The 24,184-nt window shown below is 66.4% G+C and carries 19 protein-coding genes; 8 read left to right on the forward strand and 11 right to left on the reverse strand.

The window, feature by feature from the left end; genetic code table 11:
* Positions 1–5 precede the first annotated feature (5 nt).
* The 8 genes from ACFC4D_RS33960 to ACFC4D_RS33995 all read right to left on the reverse strand — a co-directional run bounded on the left by ACFC4D_RS33960 (position 6) and on the right by ACFC4D_RS33995 (position 9,613).
* Positions 6–1,529, reverse strand: a complete 1,524-nt coding sequence (locus ACFC4D_RS33960; protein WP_376069310.1) for a flavin-containing monooxygenase — start codon at positions 1,527–1,529, stop codon at positions 6–8.
* Positions 1,526–2,446 carry a ferritin-like domain-containing protein gene (locus ACFC4D_RS33965; protein ID WP_364638125.1) on the reverse strand — a complete coding sequence of 307 codons (921 nt, stop codon included), beginning with the start codon at positions 2,444–2,446 and terminating at the stop codon, positions 1,526–1,528. The genes ACFC4D_RS33960 and ACFC4D_RS33965 overlap by 4 nt, the downstream gene beginning before the upstream one ends.
* Position 2,447: 1 nt before the next feature.
* Positions 2,448–3,335, reverse strand: a complete 888-nt coding sequence (locus tag ACFC4D_RS33970) for an SDR family NAD(P)-dependent oxidoreductase (protein ID WP_375968332.1) — start codon at positions 3,333–3,335, stop codon at positions 2,448–2,450.
* 2 nt (positions 3,336–3,337) lie between these two features.
* Entirely contained in the window at positions 3,338–4,333 is a 996-nt protein-coding gene (locus ACFC4D_RS33975; protein ID WP_376069313.1) for an alpha/beta hydrolase, read from the reverse strand.
* Positions 4,334–4,479: 146 nt separating this feature from the next.
* On the reverse strand, positions 4,480–5,922 hold the full coding sequence (gene gndA, locus ACFC4D_RS33980) for an NADP-dependent phosphogluconate dehydrogenase (protein WP_364638134.1): 1,443 nt from the start codon (positions 5,920–5,922) through the stop codon (positions 4,480–4,482).
* Positions 5,923–6,073: 151 nt separating this feature from the next.
* Positions 6,074–7,378 carry an ATP-binding protein gene (locus ACFC4D_RS33985; protein WP_375968610.1) on the reverse strand — a complete coding sequence of 435 codons (1,305 nt, stop codon included), beginning with the start codon at positions 7,376–7,378 and terminating at the stop codon, positions 6,074–6,076.
* The gene (locus ACFC4D_RS33990) at positions 7,378–8,064 is read right to left on the reverse strand and encodes a response regulator transcription factor (protein ID WP_375968334.1); all 687 of its coding nucleotides are present in this window, start codon (positions 8,062–8,064) and stop codon (positions 7,378–7,380) included. Before ACFC4D_RS33990 ends, ACFC4D_RS33985 begins: the two co-directional genes overlap by 1 nt.
* Before the next feature lie 46 nt (positions 8,065–8,110).
* Complete coding sequence (locus tag ACFC4D_RS33995; RefSeq protein ID WP_376069316.1) at positions 8,111–9,613, reverse strand: alpha/beta fold hydrolase; 1,503 nt, start codon at positions 9,611–9,613, stop codon at positions 8,111–8,113.
* 135 nt (positions 9,614–9,748) lie between these two features.
* On the opposite strand from ACFC4D_RS33995, the gene ACFC4D_RS34000 reads away from it, so the two are divergent.
* A complete protein-coding gene (locus ACFC4D_RS34000; RefSeq protein ID WP_376069319.1) occupies positions 9,749–10,546 on the forward strand; it encodes a HugZ family protein in 798 nt (265 codons plus the stop codon).
* Here the strand turns inward: ACFC4D_RS34000 and ACFC4D_RS34005 are convergent, their stop codons facing one another.
* Positions 10,547–11,338: a hypothetical protein gene (locus tag ACFC4D_RS34005; protein WP_376069322.1), complete on the reverse strand. Its 792-nt coding sequence runs from the start codon at positions 11,336–11,338 to the stop codon at positions 10,547–10,549. It abuts the gene before it with no gap.
* A complete protein-coding gene (locus ACFC4D_RS34010; RefSeq protein ID WP_376069325.1) occupies positions 11,335–12,411 on the reverse strand; it encodes a family 43 glycosylhydrolase in 1,077 nt (358 codons plus the stop codon). Before ACFC4D_RS34010 ends, ACFC4D_RS34005 begins: the two co-directional genes overlap by 4 nt.
* 81 nt (positions 12,412–12,492) lie before the next feature.
* On the opposite strand from ACFC4D_RS34010, the gene ACFC4D_RS34015 reads away from it, so the two are divergent.
* From ACFC4D_RS34015 to ACFC4D_RS34040, 6 genes are all read left to right on the forward strand, one after another.
* Entirely contained in the window at positions 12,493–13,020 is a 528-nt protein-coding gene (locus ACFC4D_RS34015) for a gluconokinase (protein WP_376069328.1), read from the forward strand.
* A gap of 37 nt (positions 13,021–13,057) precedes the next feature.
* Positions 13,058–13,789: a hypothetical protein gene (locus tag ACFC4D_RS34020; RefSeq protein WP_375968340.1), complete on the forward strand. Its 732-nt coding sequence runs from the start codon at positions 13,058–13,060 to the stop codon at positions 13,787–13,789.
* Between the two features lie 474 nt (positions 13,790–14,263).
* Positions 14,264–17,035, forward strand: a complete 2,772-nt coding sequence (locus ACFC4D_RS34025) for a beta-ketoacyl synthase N-terminal-like domain-containing protein (protein WP_376069331.1) — start codon at positions 14,264–14,266, stop codon at positions 17,033–17,035.
* Positions 17,036–17,051: 16 nt separating this feature from the next.
* Positions 17,052–20,183, forward strand: coding sequence for an amino acid adenylation domain-containing protein (locus tag ACFC4D_RS34030; RefSeq protein WP_376069333.1), 3,132 nt, complete (start codon positions 17,052–17,054; stop codon positions 20,181–20,183).
* A gap of 382 nt (positions 20,184–20,565) precedes the next feature.
* Entirely contained in the window at positions 20,566–21,273 is a 708-nt protein-coding gene (locus tag ACFC4D_RS34035; protein WP_375968344.1) for a hypothetical protein, read from the forward strand.
* Between the two features lie 101 nt (positions 21,274–21,374).
* Positions 21,375–22,385 carry an alpha/beta hydrolase gene (locus ACFC4D_RS34040; RefSeq protein ID WP_376069336.1) on the forward strand — a complete coding sequence of 337 codons (1,011 nt, stop codon included), beginning with the start codon at positions 21,375–21,377 and terminating at the stop codon, positions 22,383–22,385.
* 21 nt (positions 22,386–22,406) lie between these two features.
* On the opposite strand, the gene ACFC4D_RS34045 is transcribed toward ACFC4D_RS34040, so the two are convergent.
* Positions 22,407–22,940, reverse strand: coding sequence for a hypothetical protein (locus ACFC4D_RS34045; protein ID WP_376069338.1), 534 nt, complete (start codon positions 22,938–22,940; stop codon positions 22,407–22,409).
* 268 nt (positions 22,941–23,208) lie between these two features.
* Here ACFC4D_RS34045 and ACFC4D_RS34050 point away from each other — a divergent pair, with 268 nt between their 5' ends.
* Positions 23,209–24,144: a cutinase family protein gene (locus ACFC4D_RS34050; protein WP_375968347.1), complete on the forward strand. Its 936-nt coding sequence runs from the start codon at positions 23,209–23,211 to the stop codon at positions 24,142–24,144.
* Positions 24,145–24,184: the final 40 nt, after the last annotated feature.

Below are 24,184 nucleotides of genomic sequence, written 5' to 3' on the forward strand. Positions count from 1 at the left end.
CGACATTAGCCGAGCGAGACGGCGATTCCACGGTCGGCACCCGGGGCGCGCGCGGCGTCCCTGGGGGTGAGGACGTAATCGCCGAGTTCGACGCGGGCGAGCTGTCGCACGTACTGGGTGCCGAAGCCCGGATACATGGTGGCGTTGAAGCCGTCCTCGGTGAGATACCAGCTGCTGCAACCGGAATTCCAGGTGGTGGACTCCAATCGCCGCTGAATCCCCGCGTTGTACGCGTCCTGCCGATCGCGCCGCACCTCGAGCATGCGCAGATCGCGGTCGAGCAGCAGGCCGATGGCATCGGTCAGATATTCGATCTGCGCCTCCATGTAGACCAGCGCCGAATTGTGCCCCGGCCCGGAGTTGGGGCCGAAGGTCAGGAACAGATTCGGATAGCCCTCGACCGCCACGCTCTTGAAAGCGTATGCGCCCCTGCTCCATTCGTCCCCGAGCACGCGTCCGTCGCGGCCGGTGATCGGAATCGGCGCACCCGCCTTGGAGATATCGAATCCGGTGGCGAAGACGATGGCGTCGAATTGGTGCTCGATGCCCTCGGCGGTGCGAATCCCCTTCGGGGACAGCTGCGCGATGGGCCAGGTGACCAGCTTGCAGTTGTCCTTCTGCAAGGCCGGGTAGTAGTCATTGCTGATCAGCAGTCGCTTGCAGCCCGCCCGGAAATCCGGGGTGAGCTGACGCCGCATCCACGGATCACTCACCTGGGATCGCAAGTGCAGCAGTGCGACCCGCTCCACCACCCGGGTGAGCGGGGTATTCCACACCACGCCCAGCGCCACCGATTCATGGCCCCAGAACCAGGCGTCGCGCGCCAGCTTCTGTGTGATCGGGGCCTGCCGGTACAGCTGCCGGGTCACCGCATTGGTGCGCCGATTCACCCGCGGCAGCACCCAGCCGGGCGTGCGCTGGAAGACCTTCACCGAGGCGGCCTTGTCCACCAGCTCCGGAATGATCTGCACCGCACTGGCTCCGGTGCCGACGACGGCGACCTTCTTTCCGGTGAAGTCGTAGTCGTGATCCCAGCGCGCGCTGTGGATCTTGTGACCCTCATAGTCGTCGATGCCCGGGATATTCGGCAGGCTGGCATTGGAGAGCGGGCCCGAGGCCACGACCACGCTGCGCGCCTTCACCTTTCGCCGCCCCTTGGTGAACGACAGTTCCCACAGCCCGGTCATCTCGTCGAATTCCAGACCGGTGACGGTGTGCTCGAACCGAATGCTGGGTCCGATGCCGAACTCCGCCACCATGGATTCGATATAGCCGAGGATCTCACCGCTGCCGGAGTAGGTGTGCGACCAATCCGGGTTGGGCGCGAACGCGTACGAGTACAGCCGCGACGGAATATCGCACGCCGCACCGGGATAGGTGTTGTCCCGCCAGGTGCCGCCCACCCGGGTATCCCGCTCGAAGATCGCGAAATCCGTGATCCCCTTCTGCCGCAACCTGATAGCCGCGCCGATACCCGCGAATCCGGCACCGATGATCGCCACATCCAGTGGCTTGCTCGCCGCGCTCATGCGACGGGCTCGTAGGTGAGTTCCTTGGACCAGGTCGGCTGGGCTCCGAGGAAGCGTTCGGGAATGCGCGAGGTCACCTTGACCATCGCATCGGCGAACAGGTGGTACGGATGGTCGCGGTTGATCACCCAGTTGGCGTGCATTTTCACGATTCGGTACATGGGCACGCGATTGGCGATCGGCGCGCGCTCACCGACCGAGCGGAAGCGGCGCATGGCGGCGTACAGCTTCTCCTCGTCCACGCCCATTTCGACGATATTGTCGCGCATCTTGTTCAGCAGCGGCACATAGCTGAGCACGCCGACGATGAACGACGGTTTGGCCCAGCCGCCCACCAGATCGATGGCGAGCTTGCGCGCGGTGGAATGCCCGAGCAACTCCATCACCGCGTAATCGGTTGCCAGATGCCGGGATTCGTCGGCATTGATCTTCTTGAAGACCTCCTGCGCGACCGGATCGTCGATTTCATCGGTGATGAACTTGATCAGCGCGCCGTCCAGGGCGACCTCGAGCATGGGAATCACGGTGCCCAGGAACGAGAGCGACATATCGTCGGCATGCTTGTCCAGGAAGTCGATCACCAGCTTGACATTGATATTCGGCTCCGGGATCTCGTCCCCGTCGAGCATGCCCCACCGGCGCATCAGCGCCAGTTCGGCATTGGCGTGCCGCTGCTCCTCGGCATGGAAGTACTTGTAGATCTGCTTGAGCGTCTCGGTCGGGGCCTTCTGCGCCATGGCCGCGAATCCGCGTGCGCCGACATTCTCGATCCACATGAGATCGGCCATGAACGGTTTGAGTTTGGCGTGCAGCTCGGGCTCGATGAGCTCGGCTCCCGGTGCGTCCCATTCGATATCGGCCAGCGCCCACTGCTTGGACGCGATCTTGCCGAGCATATTGTCGAAGTCGAAAGGCATGTCAGACTCCTGTCTTCACGGGTGCGGCGACCGAATCGTTCTGCGGCAGAACGCGGTTCAGTACGCCGAGGGCATGGGTGTATACGGCCGGGAAGGTGCGCTTGAGCAGCCAGACCGCGTGCGCGTCCAGCTGCGGCAGCACATAGAGGCGGCCGTGATCGTGGGCGTCGAGGGTGGTGCGGGCGACGCGTTCGGGCGAGAAACCGGTCCAGCGCATCAGCTCGTCCGCGAGTCGTGAAGAGGCCGAACCGATTCGGCCGTCCCGCACCACATTGGTCTTGACGAAGGTCGGGCACAGTACGGTGACCGCGATACCGCTACCGGAGAGTTCGGCGGCCAGGGTTTCGGACAGGGACATGACCCCGGCCTTGGACACGTTGTAGACGGCCATCCCCGGCGCGGCGGCGAAGCCCGCGGCGGAGGCGACATTGATGATGCCGCCGTGCCCGGCGGTGCGCAGCAGCGGTGCGAAGACCTCGCAGCCGTGCACCACACCCCACAGGTTGATGCCGAGCGCCCATTCCCAGTCGTCGAATCCGATGCCGCCCACCGGCTTTCCGCCGATACCGACACCGGCGTTATTGATCACCAGGGTGGGCGGTCCGCCGAAGACCAGTTGGGCGTGGGTGGCCAGACTCTCCACATCCTCGCGCCGGGACACATCGCAGAACACCGCGTGCGCGGCGCGGCCGTGCGTGCGCCGAATCAATTCGACCGTCTCGTCGGCGCGATCCTTGTCGATATCGGCGCAGAGCACTTCACCACCGCGAGAGGCGATTTCGAGCGCGAAGGCGCGCCCGATACCGCTGCCCGCGCCGGTGACCACGGCCTTGGCATCGTGTGTGCGGCGCGGGCCGAAGACCGGCAGCACACCGTCGAGGATTCCCATGATCAGCTCGCTTTCGCCTGGAGTCGCGCCTGTTCCAGCGCGGCGTGAATGAACTGCCGGGTGCGCCGCAGCGCGTCCGCCGCCTCGGGCACCAGCAGCGGCAGCGCCTGGAAGACGTGAATGCGACCCGGCCAGAGTTCGAGTTCGCAGCTCACCCCGGCGGCCGTGGCCATGGCGTGCAGATGCCGCGCGTCATCGGCGAGCATCTCCCCCGCACTGGATTGCACCAGCAGCGGCGGCAGTTTCGCACCGTCCGGGATGGTCAACCGCAGACGCGGCGAATCCTGCCGCTGCCCTTCGGTATAGAGCTCGATCAGACGGCGGCCCACCGGTGCGGGTGCCATGGGATCCGCGAGCTTGCGATCCCGGACCTCGGCGAGGGTCAGCGTGAGATCCATGACCGGGGAGTACATGAAAACGCCCGCGGGCTGCGCGATTTCGCCGCGCAGATTCTGCAGCAGCAGATCCAGCGCCAGATGTCCGCCCGCCGAATCCCCGCCGATCACCAGATCCTGTGCGCGGTAACCATTGTCGAGCAGCCACCGGTATCCGGCCTCGACATCGTCGGCCGCGGCCGGGAACCGATGTTCGGGCGCGAGCCGGTAGTCGATCAGAAAGACCGGCAGCCCGGTGATTTTCGACAGCCGCGAGGCCAGCCCGCGATGTGTGCGCGCCGAGCACACCACATAGCCGCTGCCGTGAATGTAGTAGATGGCCCTATCGCCCTGGGTAACCCCGGCCGCGCGGACCCATTCGCCGCGCACCGCGCCCGATCGCACCGGGGTGACTCGGGTGCCCGGCAATACCGGCCCGAAGGCCGCCATCACCCCGGCGATCAGTCCGCGTCCCGCCGCGATGCCCACCCGATTGGGTGGCAGCAGTCCATTGATCCGTCGCAGGCCGACCACCGACGCCGATGCCGCCAGCCGCGCTTGTCGCGAGGCCGCCACGGGTACCACCGCCGATCCGAAGGTCGCCATTGACCCTGTTCTCGTCATGTCGCAAGAATCATCCACCAATGCGCCAGTTGTCAATGGCACATTCGGAACAGGCTTTTATCGACTTGGAAACAACCAGCTCAGGGCATAGAAAAAGCGGAGCCCGGGTCGGGAAGACCCGGGCTCCGCTCTCGACTAGACGGGCTTTACGCCTCGATTTCGCTGCGGTCACCGCTCCACAGCGTGTGGAACTTGCCGGGGCCGTCGATGCGCTCGTAGGTGTGCGCACCGAAGAAGTCACGCTGACCCTGGGTCAGCGCGGCCGGGAGACGCTCGGCGCGCAGCGCGTCGTAGTACGACAGCGAGGACGCGAACGCCGGAACCGGAATGCCGAGCAGGGTCGCGGTGGCGACCACCCGCCGCCAGCTGTCGATGGCCGTCTCGATGGCCTCGCGGAAGTACGGGGCCAGGATCAGGCTCGGCAGCTCCGGGTTCTCGTCGTACGCCTCCTTGATGCGGTTCAGGAAGCGGGCGCGAATGATGCAGCCGCCGCGCCAGATGGTGGCCAGATCGCCGGGATGCAGATCCCAATTGTATTCGGCGCTACCGGCTTCGATCTGATCGAAGCCCTGCGCGTACGCCACGATCTTGGAGGCGTACAGCGCCTGCCGGATGGCCTCGGTGAATTCGGCTACGTCCGTGGGCTTTTCGGCGAGCTGACCCGAGGCCAGGCCGACGGCGGCCTTGCGCTGGGCGCGCGAGCCGGACAGCGCGCGGGCGAACACCGCCTCGGCGATACCGGTGACGGGCACACCGAGATCCAGGGCGGACTTGACCGTCCAGCGGCCGGTGCCCTTCTGCTCGGCGGCATCGACGATGACGTCCACGAGCGGCTTACCGGTCTTGGCGTCGACCTGGTTGAGCACCTCGGCGGTGATCTCCACCAGGTAGCTCTCCAGTTCACCGGAGTTCCAGTCGGTGAACACATCCGCGATCTGCTTGGCATCGAAGCCGAGGGCGTCGCGGAACAGGTTGTACGCCTCGCCGATGAGCTGCATATCGGCGTATTCGATGCCGTTGTGCACCATCTTGACGAAGTGACCGGAGCCGTCCGGTCCGATATGGGTGCAGCACGGCGTGCCATCGACCTGTGCCGCAATGGATTCCAGCATCGGGCCGAGCGATTCGTAGGATTCCTTCGGCCCGCCGGGCATGATGGCCGGACCGTTCAGCGCGCCCTCCTCACCACCGGAGATGCCCGCGCCGACGAAGTTCAGCCCGCGCGCGGCCATGGCCGCCTCGCGCCGAATGGTGTCGGTGTACAGCGCGTTACCGCCGTCGATGATGATGTCGCCGGGCTCCATGGCCGCGGCCAGTTCCTCGATGACGGCATCGGTGGGGTCGCCCGCCTTGACCATGATGAGCACGCGGCGCGGCTTCTCCAGGGCGGCGACGAATTCCTCGACGGTCTCGGTGCGCACGAAATCGCCGTCGCCGCCGTGCGCCTCGAGCAGGGCGTCGGTCTTGCCGATGCTGCGGTTGTGCAGAGCGACCGTGTAGCCGTTGCGTGCGAAGTTGCGGGCGATATTGCTACCCATGACCGCGAGTCCGGTGACGCCGATCTGGGCGCGCGCTGTAGAGGTCGCCATGAAACAGCCTCTCTCCATTCGACAGATGTAGTTGCGTGGCCGCACGAACCGGGTTCGTCGGCGGCACCCCGAAAACGTGCGGAACGCCTGACCTTTTCTACCGCACGCCCGATTCGCCATTCAGCGCGGATACGGGCGACCGCGCCGAGGGTCAGCCCGGCGCGGGCAGCTCGAAGCCGACTTCCGCTCCGCCGCCGGGATTGTCGGCCGCGAAGACGGTGCCGCCGTGCGCGGTGACGATGTCGTGCACGATGGCCAGGCCCAGTCCGGAGCCGGGGGTGGCCCGGGTGCGATCGGCCCGGTAGAAGCGGTCGAACACCGCGCGCTGGGCGGCCGGATCGATACCGGGACCGTGATCGCGCACACTCACCCGGGTGCGATGAATCACCAGTTCGACATCGGTATCGGCCGGGCTGTACTTGGTGGCGTTGTCGAGCAGATTGTCGACGCAGCGGGCCAGGGCGTGAGGTCCCGCGGTCACCGTGGCCGGATCGTCCAGGCGCACGGTGATGGTGCGCTCGGTGCGGCGGCGGAAGCGCTGTGCGCACTCCTCGGCGAGTTCGGCGAGACTCACCTCGCTCGCGGGTTCGGCGGTGTGCTGATCGGTGGCCAGTTCCACGAGTTCGGCGACGAGCGCGTCCAGCGCCTTGGCCTCCTGGACGAGGGTGGTGAGCACCTTGGCCTCATCCTCGGGACCGAGCCGGCCGCGGGCGCGCTGGAGCAGTTCGGCGCTGCCGCGCACCGAGGTCAGCGGTGTGCGCAGTTCATGACTGGCGTCCTCGACCAGCCGCTGCTGCTGTGCGCGTGAGACGCGCAGTGCGGCGAGCATGGAATTGAAGTTCCGGGTGAGCTCACCGACCTCGTCGTGGCCCGCGTCGGGAAGCACGGTGGACAGATCCCGGGTGGTCGTAATCCTTTGCGTCGCATCGGCGAGACGGCGCATGGGACGCAGTATGCGGCCGATGGCCAGCCAGCTGATCAGCGCCGCCGCCACGACCGCTATCGAGGTGAGCGAGGCTGTGCTCCACAGGAACTCGTTGTCGACGCGGGTGACCTCGTCATAGTTCTGGCCCACCATGACCGCACCGCCACCGGCTCGGCCGTGGGTGAGCACCCCGTAGGTGGTATCGCCGATATCGACATTGGTCTCATTGCTGCCCTTGCCCGCGCGGGCGATCTCCCGATCCAAGTCATTGACCGGCAAGGGATTCCGCCCCGGGGTGAGCGGCTTGACGGTCCCGTCCGGGAGCAGCAGCTGTTCGGTCATATCCGGCCGCTCGGGCAGTTCCGCACCCGAATCCAGCAGGGCCAGCACCACATCCGCCCGATCGGCGAGTCCGCGATCGACCTGCGCCGCGACCAGCGGTGACACACTGCGGTACGCCATGACCAGGGTGGTCAGAATGGCGGCCACCGTCACGATGACCGCCACCAGGGTGAGCCGGGCCCGCAACATCACGCGGTCTTGACGGTGTAGCCGACATTGCGGACGGTCTGGATGAGCCGGGGCTCGCCGCCCTCCTCGGTCTTGCGGCGCAGGTAGCCGATATACACATCCAGCGAACGGGATTCGGTGTCGAAGTCGAAACCCCAGATGTGCTCGTAGATCTGGCCGCGGGACAGCACCACCCGCTGATTGCGCAGCAGTAGTTCCAGCACATCGAATTCGGTGCGGGTCAGATCGAGAAGTCGTGTCCCCCGGTGCACTTCGCGCGTCGCGGGATCGAGGGTCAGATCGGCGGCGGTGAGCAACGCGGACGCGGGCTCATCGGGTGCGCTGCGGCGCAGCAGCGCCCGCAGCCGGGCCAGCAGTTCCTCGGTGTCGAACGGTTTGGCCAGATAGTCGTCGGCTCCGGCGTCCAGGCCCGCGACCCGGTCGCCGACCTGATGCCGTGCGGTGAGCACCAGGATCGGCAGCCGGTCGCCCTTGCGGCGCAGTGCCCGGCACAGGGAGAGCCCGTCCATGCGGGGCATCGCCACATCCACCACCGCCAGATCGGGGCGATCGGCCTCCAGCGTCGCGAGCGCGGTCAGGCCGTCGTCGGCCAGCAGCACCCGGTAGCCCTCGAACCGCAGGAGCTGGTCCAGGGTGCTGCGTACATTCGGATCGTCCTCGACCACGAGCACCGTCGCGCTAGTCATCGGCTCAGTCTGGTCGGCGGTGGTCGCGGTCATGGATTCCGGCCTGTCAGTTCGTGACCGGGGCCACGGCGATGGGCGGGACCGCCGCGATGCAGGCGGTGTCGCCGGGCTTGCCGTTGCGGACGAAATCGGCGATCACACCGACCACGCAGCCGCTGGGCTCCAGGTCCGGGACGTGCCCGGTGTTCGGCACCGAGATGAAGGTGGCGTCGGCGAACTTGGCTGCCACGAGCTTGCCGTTGGCATCCGGGGTGATGGCGTCGAGATCACCGGAGATGACCAGGACGGGCACATTCGGCAGGGCGGTGCGCACCTGATCGGGGCGCTGGTGATCCTTGATACCGGGCCAGTTGATGCACGCGTCACCGCCGTCGCGCTGTCCGGCGGCGAAGCCCTGCGGGCTGAACGCGCCGAACGCACCGGGGGTACCCGCCTGGGCAAGTGCATCGCGGTACTGCTGTTCGCGCTGCGGCAGCGCGGCGTCCCGGGACCACAGCGGCGCGTAGTCGTTGCAGGCCACGGTGATGTAGAGGCCGATGTTCTCGTAGCCGTCCTCGGCCGTGGTCAGTTTGGTGAATTCGATGAGGCCGCTGTCATCGCCGCGCACGGCCGCGTGCAGGGCGGCGGGCAGCATGCCCAGCGGGGTCATGGCCTGCGGGTCCGCGCCGATATTGCTGGTGGCGGATTCGAACACCAGGCTGGCGAGCTTGGCCTCGTCGAGCTGGATGACGCCCTTGCCCTGGACGGTGAGCGGCTTGTCCCGCAGGCGAGCGGCCACGGCGGTCAGGTCGTTGACGGCGGTATTGCCGTCGCACACCCGGCTGCGCTCGCAGATGCGTTGCAGTGCAAGGGAAACCGCCTGGGCATTGGGCCGCTGCATCGAATCGGTGTCATGCGGGTACGCACCCGAGAGCACCATCGACTGCACATGCTCGGGATGCCGCTGGGCGTAGATCGGCAGCAGGTACGTGCCGTAGGAGATGCCGTACGGAATCACCTTGTCGATGCCGAGCTGCGCACGGACCGCGTCGAAGTCGTCGACGGTCGCGGCCGAGGTGTAGCCCTCCGCCTTCGGGCCGAGCTCCTGGGCACAGCGCGCGACCGCCTGCCGCTGTTGTTCACGGGTGCCCAGCTGGTATTCGTCCTCGCTCACACCGCATTTCACCGGATTGGACACTCCGGTTCCGCGCGGGTCGATCAGCAATACGTCGTACTGATTCAGCAGTCCGGCCGCCACCTTGGACGCGTCCTCGGCATGCCCGATCATCGGCACGCCCGGCCCGCCCGGGTTCGGCAGGATGGTGCCCGCCGCCGCACCGCCCGCGCTGTGCTTGATGCGGGCGTACCCGACATCGATGGTGCCCAGATCGGGTTTGCCCTCGACCAGCGGTCGTTGCACCACACCGCAATCCACCGCGTAGCCCTCGACGGTCGGGCACCACGGCGTGGCCGCGGTGGCTTCCCGCGCATCGCCGCAGCCGGTGACCAATCCGGCCAGTACGGCCGCTGCCAGCCCGAATCCCATTATCGATCGCACTCCGGCGCGCATACCGGGCTCCCTCCGCACTCTCACCCGGTGTGTCCGGGCGACTGAGGTAATCGTGCGGGCCCTCCCGCAAAGCCTTTTCAAACAAACGTCAAAGCGAGGTAAGAATCCACGGCGGGTGACGCGTAGCCTGTGAACGTGCCTCTCGACCACGGTGATCCCGGTGACGCCCCCTCGACTCCTCCGCCGCTGACGGCGGTGCTGAACGAACAGCGGCCGTCCCCGGCCGAGGAGACCAGAAGCGTTGTGGCGGCGACGAATACCGCGACCTTGGCCTCCCTGAGCAGCGATGGCGGGCCGTGGGCGTCCTTCGTCACCTACGGGCTGCTCGACGGGCAGCCGGTGCTGTGCGTATCGCGCCTGGCCGAGCACGGGCGCAATCTCGCCGGTGATCCGCGCGCCAGCCTGTCGATCGTGACGCCCGATCTGCCGACCGATCCGCTGGCCGGTTCCCGGGTGACCCTGGCGGGCCGGGTCGAACAGCCGACGGGCGAGGAGGCCGCCGCCGCACGTGAAGCACATCTGGCCGCCGTGCCGTCGGCCAAGTACTACATAGACTTCAGCGATTTCACCGTCTGGGTGCTGCGCGTGGAGCGGGTGCGCTGGGTCGGCGGTTACGGTCGCATGGATTCCGCGAGCAGCGCGGACTACGCCGCCGCGCGCCCCGATCCGATTGTGTCCGTTGCCGGTCGGGCCATCACGCATCTCAACGACGATCACGCGGACGCGCTGCTGGATATGGCCAAGGCGCGCGGCGGCTATCCCGATGCCACCGCCGCGGTCTGCGAGCGCGCCGACCGCTACGGCCTCGATCTGCGCGTCACCACCCCGCGCGGCATCGCGGTGACCCGCGTCGGCTACGTCGCGCCCATCGATACGATCGGTGAACTGCGTTCGGCGACAGTCGAATTGACGCGGCTGTCGCGCGAGGGGTGATCAGCTCAGATCGTTGATGCAGTAACCCTCCGGGCCGATGGTGGTCTTGAACAGCATCGGCTGGGTGACCCCGGACGAATTCGTCACCGGCACAGTGACATCGACATCGGAGATGCCGGTGGGCTGGGTGCTGAACTCACCGAATCCGGTGGTGCCGGTGAGCCTTCCGGGATTGTTCGACAGCACCGATCCGGGGCACACCAGCGGGTACTTGCCCTCGATATCGTTCACGTCGACCGGTTTGCCGACCCAGCGGGACAGGTAGCGCTGCACGGTATATCGCGCATCGGCCTCATTGAAGGTGTTGACGGTGCCGTTCGCGGCGACGCGCGGGCAGGCGTAGCCGGAGCCGATCTCACTGCGCTTGGCGCTGACGGTCAGCGCCGGTCCGGTCCAGATCGCGGCGAATTGCCCGTCGACGCCCGGCTGCGCGACCGCCGCGAGGATTCCGTCCTTGTCGGCGTACATATTTCGCGCGTTCTGCGGTTCGATGGTCCAGCATTTGCGCACCAGCTGATCCATATCGCCCGCCAGCAGGTTCCGAATGAACGGCCGCAAGGCCCTGGCCGCGGCCTGATAGCCGGGAACCTCGCCGATCGTCACCTCCGGATCGGCCGCGACGCTCGACTGCACCGATGAGGCGGACGAATTCTGTTGCGGTAGTGCGGCTATCGACTGCGAGGTCTGCGAGGAATGTCCTGAATGCTCATCCGATCCCCCGCAACCGGTCAGCAGCGCGGCCAGCGCGACGGCGGCCAGCCCGAACGAACCCAACGCTCCGCGTGTGCTCATCTCCCAGATGCTAATGCTTCGTCACCGACCGCGATGGGGGCATCGGGACCAAGAGCCATGCCGAATTGTGGACGGCCGTCCGGGGCGAAGGCCATCGGCTGGGCACGCACGCTCCGGCCCGCCCAGCCGGTGCCGGGATCGAGCCGGGCGTGATAGGTGATCCACTGCCGGTCACCGACGGTGAAGAAACCGTTGTGCCCGGGCGCGATCGAGCCGGGGCCGCCGGGCAGGATGGGACCGCCGGATTTGGTCCACGCGGCCGGATTCATCGGATCGCCGCCCGCGGCCAGGCGCAGCAGCCCAAGCCGGTAGCTGTCATCGAAACTGGCGTTGGCGGAGAAGGTTACGTAGAGGGTGCCGTCCGGAGCGAACAGCGGCTGCGGCGCTTCATTGATGAGCAGATTCGCGTCATTGGGGATGGTCTCCCAGTCGGCGGTGGGGGTCGAGATCACCACGGATTCACCGATGGGCGTCAGCGGATCCGACATACGGATGGCGCAGATCTGCTGTACGAGTTCGTTTTCCGGGTCCAGGCAGGACCACAGGAAATAGCCCTGCTTCTTATAGGGCAGGTAGACCCCGTCGATGGCGACCCCGCCGGGCAGATCCATGGGGCCGAGGTAGTCGTACGGACCGGCCGGATCATCGCCGGCCGAGCGCAGCGCGTACATCCGGTGCGACTGATGGCTGTCGTTCTCCTGGCCCGCGTAGTAGATCCACCAGCGATCGCCGATGTGCTGCAATTCGGGAGCCCAGATCTTGGTGCACGCGGGGGCCGGACAATCCGGATGCCGCCATACCACCGCCGGTTCGGCGTCACCCAATCCGCCGAGGGTGTCCGAGCTGCGGATGACGATATTGTCGCCGTTGTAGAAATCGCCCTGCACCAGGTGGAATCGCCCCTGGTAGTAGGCGATGCTCGGATCCGCGCCCGCACCCAGGATGGGATTGGTGAACTCCTCGCGATGCGGACCGTAGGCCGCAGCATGGGTCGGCGATAACACCGGGCCGAGGATCGCGACGCAGATCAGTCCCGCCATTGCCCGCCAGCCCGCCACGACCACCTCCAGCACCTATGAAGAATCCAGTTTCCGGCTTCGCGGTGGCAAGATCGGTGATTCCCGGACAGTCCGGCGTTTCGCCCAGGAGGATTCATGACGGTCGACGGCCCGCGCATCGTTGTCGTCATGGGCGTATCCGGGTCCGGTAAGTCGACCGTGGCCGCAAAGCTGGCGGACACCCTGGGCTGGGAATTGCTCGAGGGTGATGATCTGCATCCGGCGGCCAATATCGCGAAGATGGCGGCCGGTCATCCGCTCGACGACGCCGACCGGCAACCGTGGCTGGAGGCCATCGCCGCGTGGATGTCCGAGCGGATCGCAGCGGGGCGTTCGGGTGTGGTCACCTGTTCGGCGCTCAAGCATTCGTACCGGGACACCCTGCGCGGTGCGATCATCGATCATCCGGAAGGCCGGGTCACCTTCCTGCTGCTGTCCGGCACCCGGGAACTGCTCGAAGAGCGCATGACCGCGCGCACCGGCCACTTCATGCCACCCGGCCTGCTCGACTCCCAGCTCGCGACCTTGGAGCTCCCCGGCCCGGACGAGGACTTCGTCACCGTCGAAATCGGCCCGCCCCCAGCGGAAGTCGCGGACGCGGCGCTGGCGGCCCTGCGAAAATAGCTGGGCAGCACCCGGTTTTCGCCGATACAGTGCCCGAATGACACGTTTGAATCAGATTGTCGCCGTGGAGAAAGGGATCAAGTCCCGAACCTTTTCCGAGCTCACCGAGGCACATCACCAGCTGGGCAAGAATCCGCTGCTGAGCGGAATCTCGCGGACCTACCGCCCCAAGGATGAGGAAGGCGAGCAGTTGCCGCCGGAATCGACTCGCGTGCAGGTGAAGTCGGAAGAGGTGCTCAAGACCACGGCGGAGATTCTGACCAAACTCTTCGATGTCGTCGCCACCAAGGATTGGGCGAACTGCACGGCCACCGCCGATGTGGTGGTGGACGGCCGCACCCTGGTCAAGGACGCCCCGGTAACCTATCTGCTCTTCCTGGAGAAGCAGCTGGTCGACCTGCACACCTTCGTGCGCAAACTCCCCGTGCTGGACGCGGCCGAATCGTGGGAGTACGACACCGCCGCCGACTGCTACGCCACCGAACCGGTGAATACCGTGCGCACCAAGAAGATTCCGCGCAACCACGTGAAAGCCGAAGCGACGGAGAAGCATCCGGCGCAGGTCGAGGTGTATCACGAGGATGTGGTGGTGGGTTACTGGCGCACCATCAAGTTCTCCGGCGCGCTGCCCGCCAAGCGCGTCAACGATCTCACCGAACGCGTCGAAAAGCTGCAGCACGCGGTGAAATTCGCGCGCGAGGAGGCCAATAACGCCGAGATCACCCAGCGCAAGCCGGGTGCGGAGGTCTTCGGATATTTGTTTGGCTGACCGGCCGTAGCCCGCTAGTGTCGGTGGTGCGCAAGAGCGCAAGCTGAATCAGAAGTTCAATGTGACTGGCACACCGGCACAGTGGGGGTTCGAATCCTCCTCCCGCCACTCGCGGCGGGATAGCCCAATCGGCAGAGGCACCGCGCCATCAAACTCACGTTATCGCTCCAGTTTCAGCATTTCCGCCGAACGTCGAATCGAAGGAACGGACCGGGATCCAGAGGTTGCGGGTTCAACTCCCGCCGGCTCAGCCACCAATGGGCCGTAGCTCAATCGCAGAGCGCTGGACAATTTCAAGCTCATTCCGTTCTTAAACGTGTCGATGTGTCGCAAATCGGCGGACACCGAGGCCCCGGGGCAGGCTAGTCCCCGGGGCTTCCCCATATCCGGAGTAGGTTGCCGCCGGTACATCTCACCGCCCGAGACTTAGGTTTGCCTTACCTTATGGCCGTGTGTAACCTCGGCGCGGCAATGATGAACATAGACACTTCGGATAATCAGTCGATCGCCATCATCGGTATCGGAGTTCGCGTACCGCTGGCACGCACCGCTCCCGCTCTGTGGGACAACCTGATCGCGGGCGCCACCGCCATTCGGCGCTTCAGCGCCGCGGAGCTCACCGCCGCCGGGGTGCCCCGGGCGCAGTTCGAGCACCCGAGTTATGTCCCCTACGGCACCGAACTCGCGGGCATCGCGGACTTCGACGCGGAGTTCTTCGGCTTCTCCCCGCGCGAGGCCAAGGTCACCGATCCGCAGCAGCGCATCTTCCTGCAGACCGCCTGGGAGGCCATGGAGGACGCGGGCGTGACGCCCGCGCGCACGCCCCGCATCGGGGTGTTCGCCGCCACCACCATGAGCACCTATATGCTGCGGAATCTCCAGCGCAACAGCGAATTCCGGCCCGATGGCCTGGATTACCAGACGCTCATCGGCAATGACAAGGATTTCATCGCCACCCGGGTGGCATTCAAACTCGGTCTCACCGGACCGGCGCTGACGGTCCAATCCGCCTGTTCCAGTTCGCTGGTCGCGATTCATCAGGCGGTGCGGTCATTGCGCGCCGGGGAAAGCGATGTCGCACTGGCCGGTGGCGTCAGCATCGTCACTCCGCAGCTCGCCGGATATCACTACGAAGAGGGCGGGATTCATTCCCGCGACGGACAGTGCAGGCCCTTCGACAAGGACGCCTCCGGCACCGTACGCGGCAATGGCTGCGGAATCATTGTGCTCAAACGGCTTTCGGACGCGGTGGCGGACGGGGATCGCATTCACGCGGTGCTGGCCGGATCGGCGATCAATAACGACGGCTCGGACAAGATGGGCTTCACCGCACCCGGCATCGCGGGACAGGCGGCCGTGATCGGGGCCGCGCTCACCGACGCCGGAATCGCGGCGAGCGAGATCGGATACGTCGAAACCCACGGCACCGGAACGGCATTGGGTGATCCGCTGGAGTTCCGGGCGCTGTCGCGGGCACACACCGCCGCCGGTGGGCCCGCACCGGACTGCCTGCTCGGCAGCATCAAGGCCAACCTCGGGCACCTGGATGTGGCGGCGGGCGTACTGGGCGTGATCAAGACCGCCCTCATCCTGAGCAATCAGACGGTGCCGCCGCAGCTCGGCTTCGAGACTGCCAATCCGCATGTGCCGCTGGGGCGTTCGGCCTACGACATCAACACCGAGCCGGTGGCACGCGAGTTGCGCGCCGCCGCGGTGAGCTCCTTCGGCCTCGGCGGCACCAATGCGCACTGTGTCCTCACCCCCGCGCCACAACTCGCCGAACGGCCCGAACCCGAAGCGCGGCCCTACCGGATCACGGTGACCGCGCGCGATCGGAATGCGCTGACGCGGCTGTGCGAAGTACTCGCCGGTGCACTGCGCGGCCGGTCGATCCGCATCGACGACCTCGCCCACACCCTGGCCGAGGGACGCACCGCCTTCGCCGAAAAGCTGGAATTCGCGGCGCATTCCAGCGCCGAAGCGGCGGACATCCTGGATCGCCACCGCGGCGATTCGGCCCCGGCCAACCCGAATCTCGCCGATCTCCCCGCCGCGCGCGGTCGCAAGATCAGCCTGCCCGGCTATCCATTCGACGCCACCCCGCACTGGGTCGACCCGGATCCGGCTACCTCCGACGGCGTCGCGTCCGCCGCCGAATCCGCATCTGCTGCGGCCACGTCGGCTTCCGCCCTCGCCGGGGCGGCCGTCGATCCGGACCGGCTGGCGGCATTCGTGCTGGAGACCGCGCGGCAGCTGCTGGGTGACGAGGCACTGCAACTCGATTCGGATTTCTACGCCTCGGGCGGCCAGTCCATGACCCTGGTGCGACTGGTCAGCACGGTGCGCGACACCTACGAACTCCCGCTGGGGCTCGAAGGATTCGAGCGACTGCGCACCATCGAGCAACTGGTACAGCACATTCGGCTGGTATTCGAGAACCCGGGTCAGGCCGCTCCCGCCGTTGTCACCATCACCCCGGGCGACGGACCCGCGCTGTTCCTGGTGCCGCCCGCCGGTGGCACCAACTTCTGCTACCAGGCGCTGGCCACCCATCTGCCCGGTACGCATCCGATCATCGCCTTCACCGCCGCACCGGCCACCGATGAGCTGACGGTGCGAGAGTTGGCCGCCCGCAATATCTCCGAGATGCGCCGCATTCAACCCGAGGGCCCGTACCGGGTCGGCGGCTACTCCTTCGGCGGCAATGTCGCCTTCGAGATGGCCATTCAATTGGAGGCGGCGGGCCACGAGGTCGCCGATGTGGTCATCTTCGATTCGAATCCGCCGGAGGCCTACGTCGGCGGCGGCTTCGACGACAGCGAATTCTTCAAGGCCCTGGTGCAGATGGTCACCACCGCGTTCCCGGGCATCGAGGTGAGCGATGACCAGATCCCGACCTCGATGGCGGAACTGCCCGCGCTCATGCGGCAGTATCCCGAGGTCGCCGCGTTCACCGAACACGATGCCATTCGCTTCGCGCACCTGTGGCGGCAGAACCACGATTCGATCAAACGGCATTACCCGGATCGCAAATACGGTGGCACGCTGACGATTCTGCGCGCCACCACGGCATTCGTGGCCGATCAGGAGACGCTGCGCATCCGGCAGGTCGGCAAGGACGTCTGGCGCGGGCACGCCACCGGGGCCGTGCGCATGGTCGACGTACCCGGCAACCACTACACCATTTTCACCGATGCCACCCTGATCCCGCAGGTCGCGGCGGCACTACAGCCGCTGCTCGGCTGAGCCAGGAGATATCCGAATGACCGTGCGCGGCCGCCGCCTGTCCCCCACCCAGCACACCCTGTACTCGCAACAGCGATTGTTCCCGGAGGATCCCGCCTACAACGTGGGATTCCTGTACCGGGTGAGCGGGGACCTCGATTCCGAGCAACTGCGCCGGGCCGGGGAATTGATGGCGGCGCGCGCCGTCCCGCTCAACGAGTACTTCGTCGAACGGGACGGGACGGTCAGCGCGGAATACGATCCGGACAACCACTACCGGGTCGAATTGGATCGCCGAACCGGTGACGCCGCAGCACAATTGACGGCGGAGATCTCGGCGGAGCTGGATCGGCCGATCCCGATGGATCGGTGGCCGCTGTATTCGGCGCGCATGGTCCAGGACGACACCTCGACCTACGTGGTGCTCATCGCCTCGCATATGGTCGCCGACGCGCTCACCTTCTACAACCTCATCACCGATCTCGGAAAGCTCTACGGGGACCTGGATTTCGTACCGCCGGGCGGGGAACTGCTACCGCTGCCACCGGCCACCGATCCGGAACGGGCACGGACCGCCGTCACCTACTTCCGTTCGAATTTCGGTGCGCTGGAGACTCTTTCGACACCGGACTGGGAAGCCGACCGGCAGCGGGACGGACAGCTCCCCGGCGAGCACGTGACCATGTACCTCGGCCCCGAGCTGAGCGCAGGCGTACACGCGGCGACCAAAGAACTGAAGGCGGGCAAGGTCGCGTTCTTCCTGGCCGTACATCTGCTGGTACTCGGCTGCCTCACCGCCTCATCCCGCGTGACGACCGCGTTTCCACTCGCGAACCGGCGTCGGGATCGAAAACTGCTGCGGGCGTACGGATATCATGTCAATACGCTGCCGCTCTCCATCGACCTCGACGAGTACGAGACCTTCGATCAACTGTGCGCGGGCGTACAGGAGCGGATCGACGCCCTGGTCGCATTCGAGGACATCAGCCTCGGCGCGCACGCTCGGGAGATCTTCGACCATCCGGCGGCCGCCGTATCCCGCCCATCCAGCAGCTTCACCTTCTACCGGCAGAAACTGTCGCTGCGCATCCCCGGCTGCGAATTCACCCCCATTCCCCTCCCGCGCGCACGCCTCATCTGTCCCTTCGTGGCGAATGTGGAACAGCATGATCGGGGCTACACCTACTACATCCAATCCAGCTCCCGGGTAGCGGATTCGCGCCCGCAGGATGTGCTGCGCGCGGTACTCACCCATATCGCCGGACAGCCGCGCACGCGGCTCGACGCGGTGCCGTGGCTCGGTGCGCGCGAACTCGCGGAACTGCGCGAACAAGCCGGTACCCGGGTGGAACCTCCGGCACACCAGACGATTACGCACGCCTTCGAGGAACAGGCGCGGCGGACCCCGGAGGCCGTCGCGGTCTCCTACGAGGGCGTCACGCTCACCTATGCCGAGCTGAATCACCGGGCCGACCGCCTGGCGGCATGGATCGACGCCGAACTCCCCGGCGGTTTCACCGGCATCGCCATGCAGCGCTCACCGGAGCTGATCACCACGATTCTTGCGGTACTCAAGGCCGGTCGCGCCTACGTCCCGATCGACCCCTCCGCACCCGCGCAACGCGTGGAAGCCATTGCGTCGCAGTTCGATTCACTACACGTGCTGACCGACTCGACCGACCTACCCGCGGTCGCCGCACTGCGCTGCCACGATGTCCACGCGGCCGGACGCGCCGCAGCGGCCAACCCCGCACCCGCCCAACCGACGACCGTGCGAACCGCGGCCTCGCGCACCGGGGCCGGTCAGGGGCGCGCGAATTCCGCCGCGAGTCCGGCGTACGTCATCTTCACCTCGGGATCCACCGGGACGCCCAAGGGTGTCGTGGTGACCCATGCGAATGTGCTGCGCCTGTTCACCGCGACCGCCCGGGAGATCGACTTCGGCGCGGATGACGTGTGGTCGCTCTTCCATTCGTACGCCTTCGATTTCGCGGTCTGGGAGATGTTCGGCGCGCTGCTGCACGGTGGCAGGCTGGAGATCGTCCCGGAGTGGACCCGGCGCTCACCCGCCGATTTCGCGGTCTTCCTGGCCGAGCGCGGGGTCACCGTGCTCAGTCAGACGCCGTCGGCCTTCCGCACGCTGAGCGCCGCGCTCACGCCCGCGCTCGCGGACGAACTGGCCGTGCGCACCGTCGTATTCGGCGGTGAGGCACTGCGATTCGAGACCCTCGCGCCTTGGGTCGAGCGGTACGGGCACCGCGCCGAACTGATCAATATGTACGGCATCACCGAGACAACCGTGCACGCCACCGCGCATCGCGTCACACCGGGTGATCTGAAGTCCCAGCGGCCCAGCGTGATCGGCCGCGCCCTGGACGATCTGCGCATCACCCTGGTCGATACCGCACTCCGCCCGGTCCCGGACGGGGTGGCCGGTGAGATCCTGATCGCCGGTCCCGGCGTCTCGAACGGCTACCTGAACCAGCCGGAGCTGACCGCCGAGCGTTTCCCACGCCCGCCGTTCGCCGACGAGATCCACTACCGCTCCGGGGATCTGGCCCGCCGCGAGGCCGACGGCACGCTCATCTACCTGGGCCGGATGGATCGCCAGATCCAACTGCGCGGCGTGCGAATCGAACTGGGCGAGGTCGAGGCAGCGCTGCTGGCCCACCCGGCCGTCCGGGAATGCGCCGTGCGCCTGGATGAGCGGCGGCCCGACACCCCCGAGCTGGTCGCATTCCTCACCGAATCCACCGCGACCGATGCGGAACTGCGCCTGCACCTGCGCGATCGACTGCCCGCCGCCATGCGGCCGACCCGATTCGTGCGCACGGAACAGCTGCCGCTGACCGTCAACGGCAAGCTGGACGACGCCCGGCTGCCCTGGCCGGAACTGATCGAGCCGGACAACAACGCCACCGAGATCACCGCCGCCGCGCCGTCCACTCCTGCCGAAATGGTGCGCAATGCCTGGTCGAAGGTGCTGGGCCGCACCGATTTCAGTGATGCCGAATCCTTCTTCGACGCGGGCGGCACCTCGATCCAACTGGTCCAGCTCCTGGAGGAGCTGCGCGCCGGTTGCCCGAACCCGGAACACCTCGAGATGGTCGACCTGTTCGAGTTCACCACGGTGCAGGCGCAAGCCGCGCATCTGGCCACGCTCCTCTGACCTGCGCGAACAACTGATTCCACGCAAACCTGCGGCAAAACGAGAACACGTTCTATATGCTGACGCGTGATCGGCCGGGTACGAGCCGAAGCTGTGACCGGCAGGCCCCGCCGCCGGTGCGCGCCGCGACATGCGGCGCGCTTATTTCCTGAATAGCGCATAAGGCGCTGAATAATGCCTTTTCATGCCTTTGTTCAGCTTTCCGAAAGACCGATCAACGAAGTGACATGACATATTTTCACTAGTTTTCCAGAAACCCTGGACGAGCGTCCAGCTGTCCGGTTTACTCATCCTTCAGGCGGCCTGTCACGGCAATTCGAGACGGGCCGCTCATCGATGAGGATATTGGTTCCGGGATGTGCCGGAACCGCTGGAAGGAAACATGCTTCAGACTTCACGATTGGCCGCCGGAATTGCGGCCTCCACCTTGATCGTCGCCGGTGCGGGCGTTGCCCTTGGCACCGGAGTGGCCACCGCCGATACCGCTACCTGCTCGGTGACCAGCCATGACACCAAGAAGGACATCAGCACCGTCGGCATCACGCATGTGTACGACAAGACGGCCAGCGCGGAACAGATCGGCGTCGGTACGACCGTCACCTACACCATTGTGGTCGGTACGACCAGTATCGGTAACCCGTACGTAAATACCATTACCGATTACCCGCCCACCGGTTTCGCCGCTCCTGTCAAGACCACGATTACCGCGTACCACGCGATCGGCGGTCAGAAGGAAGAAACCGTCACGCCCGAGCCGAATGCGGGCGGCTGGAAGGTGACCAGCACCGGCTGGTTCGTCAATTCCGGTAACCCGGTCACCATGAAGATCACCTACAACGTCCCGGCCAGCGTCAAGCAGGGCCAGATGATCACCAGCGGTGGCATCGGCGTGGCCGGCACGGTCGGTGTCGGCGCCAACTTCCCGAACCTGACCGCGTGCTTCACCGCGCGGGCGGCGAATCCGGGCGAGTCGGTGCAGGGCAGCCTGAGCAATAACGGTCTCGGTTCGTCCGACGGCCAGCTCAGCTCGACCGGTTCGGTCACCGACATCCTGTCCGGTGTGCTGAAGAACGTCATTCCGGGCAGCTGATTGCTCCCCGGCCGCGGCCGGTGCGGTGCGACCGCACCGGCCACGGTCCGGGTACCATCCGGAATCACGTTATCCGCCAATCTTTTTCGAGGACGAAGTTCTTGCTCGCGCGTAAATCAGCGGTACTCTTCGCCGCTTCCGCAGTCGCCCTGTCCTTGTTGTCGGGCCTGCCGGGCCCGGTTGCCGTGGCGCAGCCCGAACCGGCCGTCTCGCATTTGGACCACATCGACCGGCCCGGACAGCGCCAGCAGGTCTTCTACGTCTATTCCGCGGCCATGGATCGCATTATCCCGCTGCAGATCCTGACCGCTTTCGATCAGAGCGAACCGCGCCCCACCCTGTATCTGCTCAATGGCGCGGGCGGCGGCGAGGATCTCGCCAGCTGGTACAACCAGACCGATATCGTGCAGTTCCTCGGTGAGAAGAACGTGAATGTGGTGACCCCTTCGGTCGGCGCGTTCTCGTATTACACCGATTGGCAGCGCGATGATCCCAAGCTCGGCCGCAATAAGTGGGAAACCTTTCTGACCCGCGAACTCCCGCCGATCATCGATGCGCAACTGGGCGCCTCCGGCGTGAATGCGATTGCCGGAGTGTCGATGTCCGCGACCTCGGTGCTGTACATGGCGGGCGCGGCCCCCGATCTCTATCGCGCGGTCGGCTCCTTCAGCGGTTGCGCCTCCACCCTCGATTCGGCCGGGCGCACCTATATCGATCTGGTGCTGGCCCGCGCGGGCGCGAGCCCGAAGAACATGTGGGGCGAGAACGGCGATCCGGCCTGGCGCGATCATGACGCCGTGCTGAACGCGGAACGCCTGCGCGGCAAGGCGATCTACCTCTCCAGTGCCACCGGACTGCCCGGTGAGGCCGAGCAGATCCTGCCGCCGTATTCGGTCGGGCAGGTCATGACCAAGGCCAATCAGATGGTGCTGGGCGGACTCATCGAGGCCGCCACCAATACCTGCACGCACCAATTGGCCGACCGGCTGGCCGAACTCGGCATTCCGGCCCAGCTCGAATACCGCGCCGCCGGATCACACACCTGGCATTACTGGGAACAGGATCTGCACAAGTCCTGGCCCATGTTCGCCGCCGCGCTCGGCATCTCCTGAGCGCCGGTCCATTTCGCGGCGCTAGTCGAAGACCCGGCCGGTGAGCTGACCGCCCGACCGCTCCCGCACCAGACAGAGCTGTCGCGGCCGCGCGGTGAAGGTCTGCTCATCGCCGGGATACAGCGCCAGCGTCATCAGATCGGCGTGCTCGCGGGTACTGCGGCGGGCGAATTCGGCCGCGCAATCGGTTCCGGAGCGGATCGACATCAGGCTCGCCCCCGGCCACGCGATGGACGCGTCGAAGGTGTGGATGACCTCGGCCCGATGCGATTCCCGGCACGGCACCACCGTGATCCGGTCGGCGCTCGTGTACGCCTGGGTCACCGAATCCTTGGACTGCGGCGCGGGATTCGCCATCGGCGGCAGCTGATCGACGCAGTATCCGGTGCGCAATTCATCGACCGGCAGCGATTGCGACCGCACCACATCGGCGGGTGCGCTGCCCGAACCGTCCTGGCGAATCACCCACACCACGATCCCGGCGAGTATCGCCAGGGTCAGGACCGTCACCACCGCTATGAGCACGCCACGCGGCGACATCCGAGCGGACTCCATCGAACCTCCCGGTAGAGCGGTTGCCGATGAGATTTTGACACGACTGAGCGAATATCACGCGACTTGATGGCAATCAAACAGCAAGCGCCGTCCGGACTGGCTGGTTTCTTGGTATGTTCGCCCCGGCGCGCCCACCGCAGGCCGACCTTCGTCATCGTCGGCCGATCTCAGCCCGCAGCGGCGAGCGCATATGCCGAAGTGTTGCCGCCCCAGGTTCAGCGGGGCTGAACTGCCAACAACGTACGGTCCGAGCAAGGAGTGATGCGCCTTGTCCTTTGGAACAACACGAACTTTCAAGACGGCCTGTGCCGCCGTGGCCGCGGTCCTGGCCACCGCGACGGGGGTGCTGCTCAGCGGTGCGCCACAGGCGGCCGCGGCGCCCGGCGGCTGCCCGGATCTGAATGTCATTGCCGTACCCGGCACCTGGGAGACCACGCGGGACGATTCGGAACCCACCGGAATGCTGACCATGGTCACCCGCGGGCTACCCGGCAATGTGAAGACCAGCTACGTCGGCTACGCCGCCACCGCGCTGCCGTGGGAGGGCGAGGTGTACGGGCGCTCCAAACGGGAGGCCGTCACCAATGCCCGCGCCATCATCGCCGATGTCGCGGCCCGATGCAGCGCAACGCGTTTCGCGCTGATCGGGTACAGCCAGGGCGCGGACGCGGCGGGTGATCTGGCCGCCGAGATCGGTACCGGGCACGGCGTGGTGTCCCCCGATCGAGTGGTCGGGGTCGGGTTGATCTCGGATCCGCGCCGTTCCCCCACCGATGCCCTGATCGGGCCGCCGGTACCGGGGACGGGTGCGGGCGGGGCACGCATCGGCGGGTTCGGCTGGTTGAGCCAGAATGTGCGAACCTTCTGCGCTGCGGGCGATTTGTACTGTTCGGTGCCGGTCGATGACATCGCCGGGCGATTCGCCGGATTCATGACCCAGCTGTCCGCACCGGATCCCCTGCAGATCGGCAACTACCTGCTGACCACGCAGTCGATCCTGGCCGAGGCACTGCTGCCGGGCTGGTCGGCCATCATGGCCGCGCCGGCGGACAATCCGGCCGGGGAGCAGTGGACGCGGCAGGTGCAGCAGTTCCTCACCTCCGGAATTCACCAGTCGTATCCGCGCTACGTGGTCGACAACAATGGGGCCACCGCCACGGCGTGGCTGCACAATTGGCTCGTGGATATGGCCACGACGGACTGATTTCGGCACCCGGCGCGGGGCCCGGCACCGATCGCGGTGC

The sequence above is a fragment of the Nocardia sp. NPDC056000 genome (assembly GCF_042269265.1).
GTDB lineage: Bacteria > Actinomycetota > Actinomycetes > Mycobacteriales > Mycobacteriaceae > Nocardia.

Coding starts and splice junctions, on each gene's coding strand:
- ACFC4D_RS33960 (WP_376069310.1), bottom strand. CDS start 1,529: ATGAGCGCGGCGAGCAAGCCACTGGATGTGGCGATCATCGGTGCCGGA.
- ACFC4D_RS33965 (WP_364638125.1), bottom strand. CDS start 2,446: ATGCCTTTCGACTTCGACAATATGCTCGGCAAGATCGCGTCCAAGCAG.
- ACFC4D_RS33970 (WP_375968332.1), bottom strand. CDS start 3,335: ATGGGAATCCTCGACGGTGTGCTGCCGGTCTTCGGCCCGCGCCGCACA.
- ACFC4D_RS33975 (WP_376069313.1), bottom strand. CDS start 4,333: ATGACGAGAACAGGGTCAATGGCGACCTTCGGATCGGCGGTGGTACCC.
- gndA (WP_364638134.1), bottom strand. CDS start 5,922: ATGGCGACCTCTACAGCGCGCGCCCAGATCGGCGTCACCGGACTCGCG.
- ACFC4D_RS33985 (WP_375968610.1), bottom strand. CDS start 7,378: ATGTTGCGGGCCCGGCTCACCCTGGTGGCGGTCATCGTGACGGTGGCC.
- ACFC4D_RS33990 (WP_375968334.1), bottom strand. CDS start 8,064: ATGACTAGCGCGACGGTGCTCGTGGTCGAGGACGATCCGAATGTACGC.
- ACFC4D_RS33995 (WP_376069316.1), bottom strand. CDS start 9,613: ATGCGCGCCGGAGTGCGATCGATAATGGGATTCGGGCTGGCAGCGGCC.
- ACFC4D_RS34005 (WP_376069322.1), bottom strand. CDS start 11,338: ATGAGCACACGCGGAGCGTTGGGTTCGTTCGGGCTGGCCGCCGTCGCG.
- ACFC4D_RS34015 (WP_376069328.1), top strand. CDS start 12,493: ATGACGGTCGACGGCCCGCGCATCGTTGTCGTCATGGGCGTATCCGGG.
- ACFC4D_RS34020 (WP_375968340.1), top strand. CDS start 13,058: ATGACACGTTTGAATCAGATTGTCGCCGTGGAGAAAGGGATCAAGTCC.
- ACFC4D_RS34025 (WP_376069331.1), top strand. CDS start 14,264: ATGAACATAGACACTTCGGATAATCAGTCGATCGCCATCATCGGTATC.
- ACFC4D_RS34030 (WP_376069333.1), top strand. CDS start 17,052: ATGACCGTGCGCGGCCGCCGCCTGTCCCCCACCCAGCACACCCTGTAC.
- ACFC4D_RS34035 (WP_375968344.1), top strand. CDS start 20,566: ATGCTTCAGACTTCACGATTGGCCGCCGGAATTGCGGCCTCCACCTTG.
- ACFC4D_RS34045 (WP_376069338.1), bottom strand. CDS start 22,940: ATGGAGTCCGCTCGGATGTCGCCGCGTGGCGTGCTCATAGCGGTGGTG.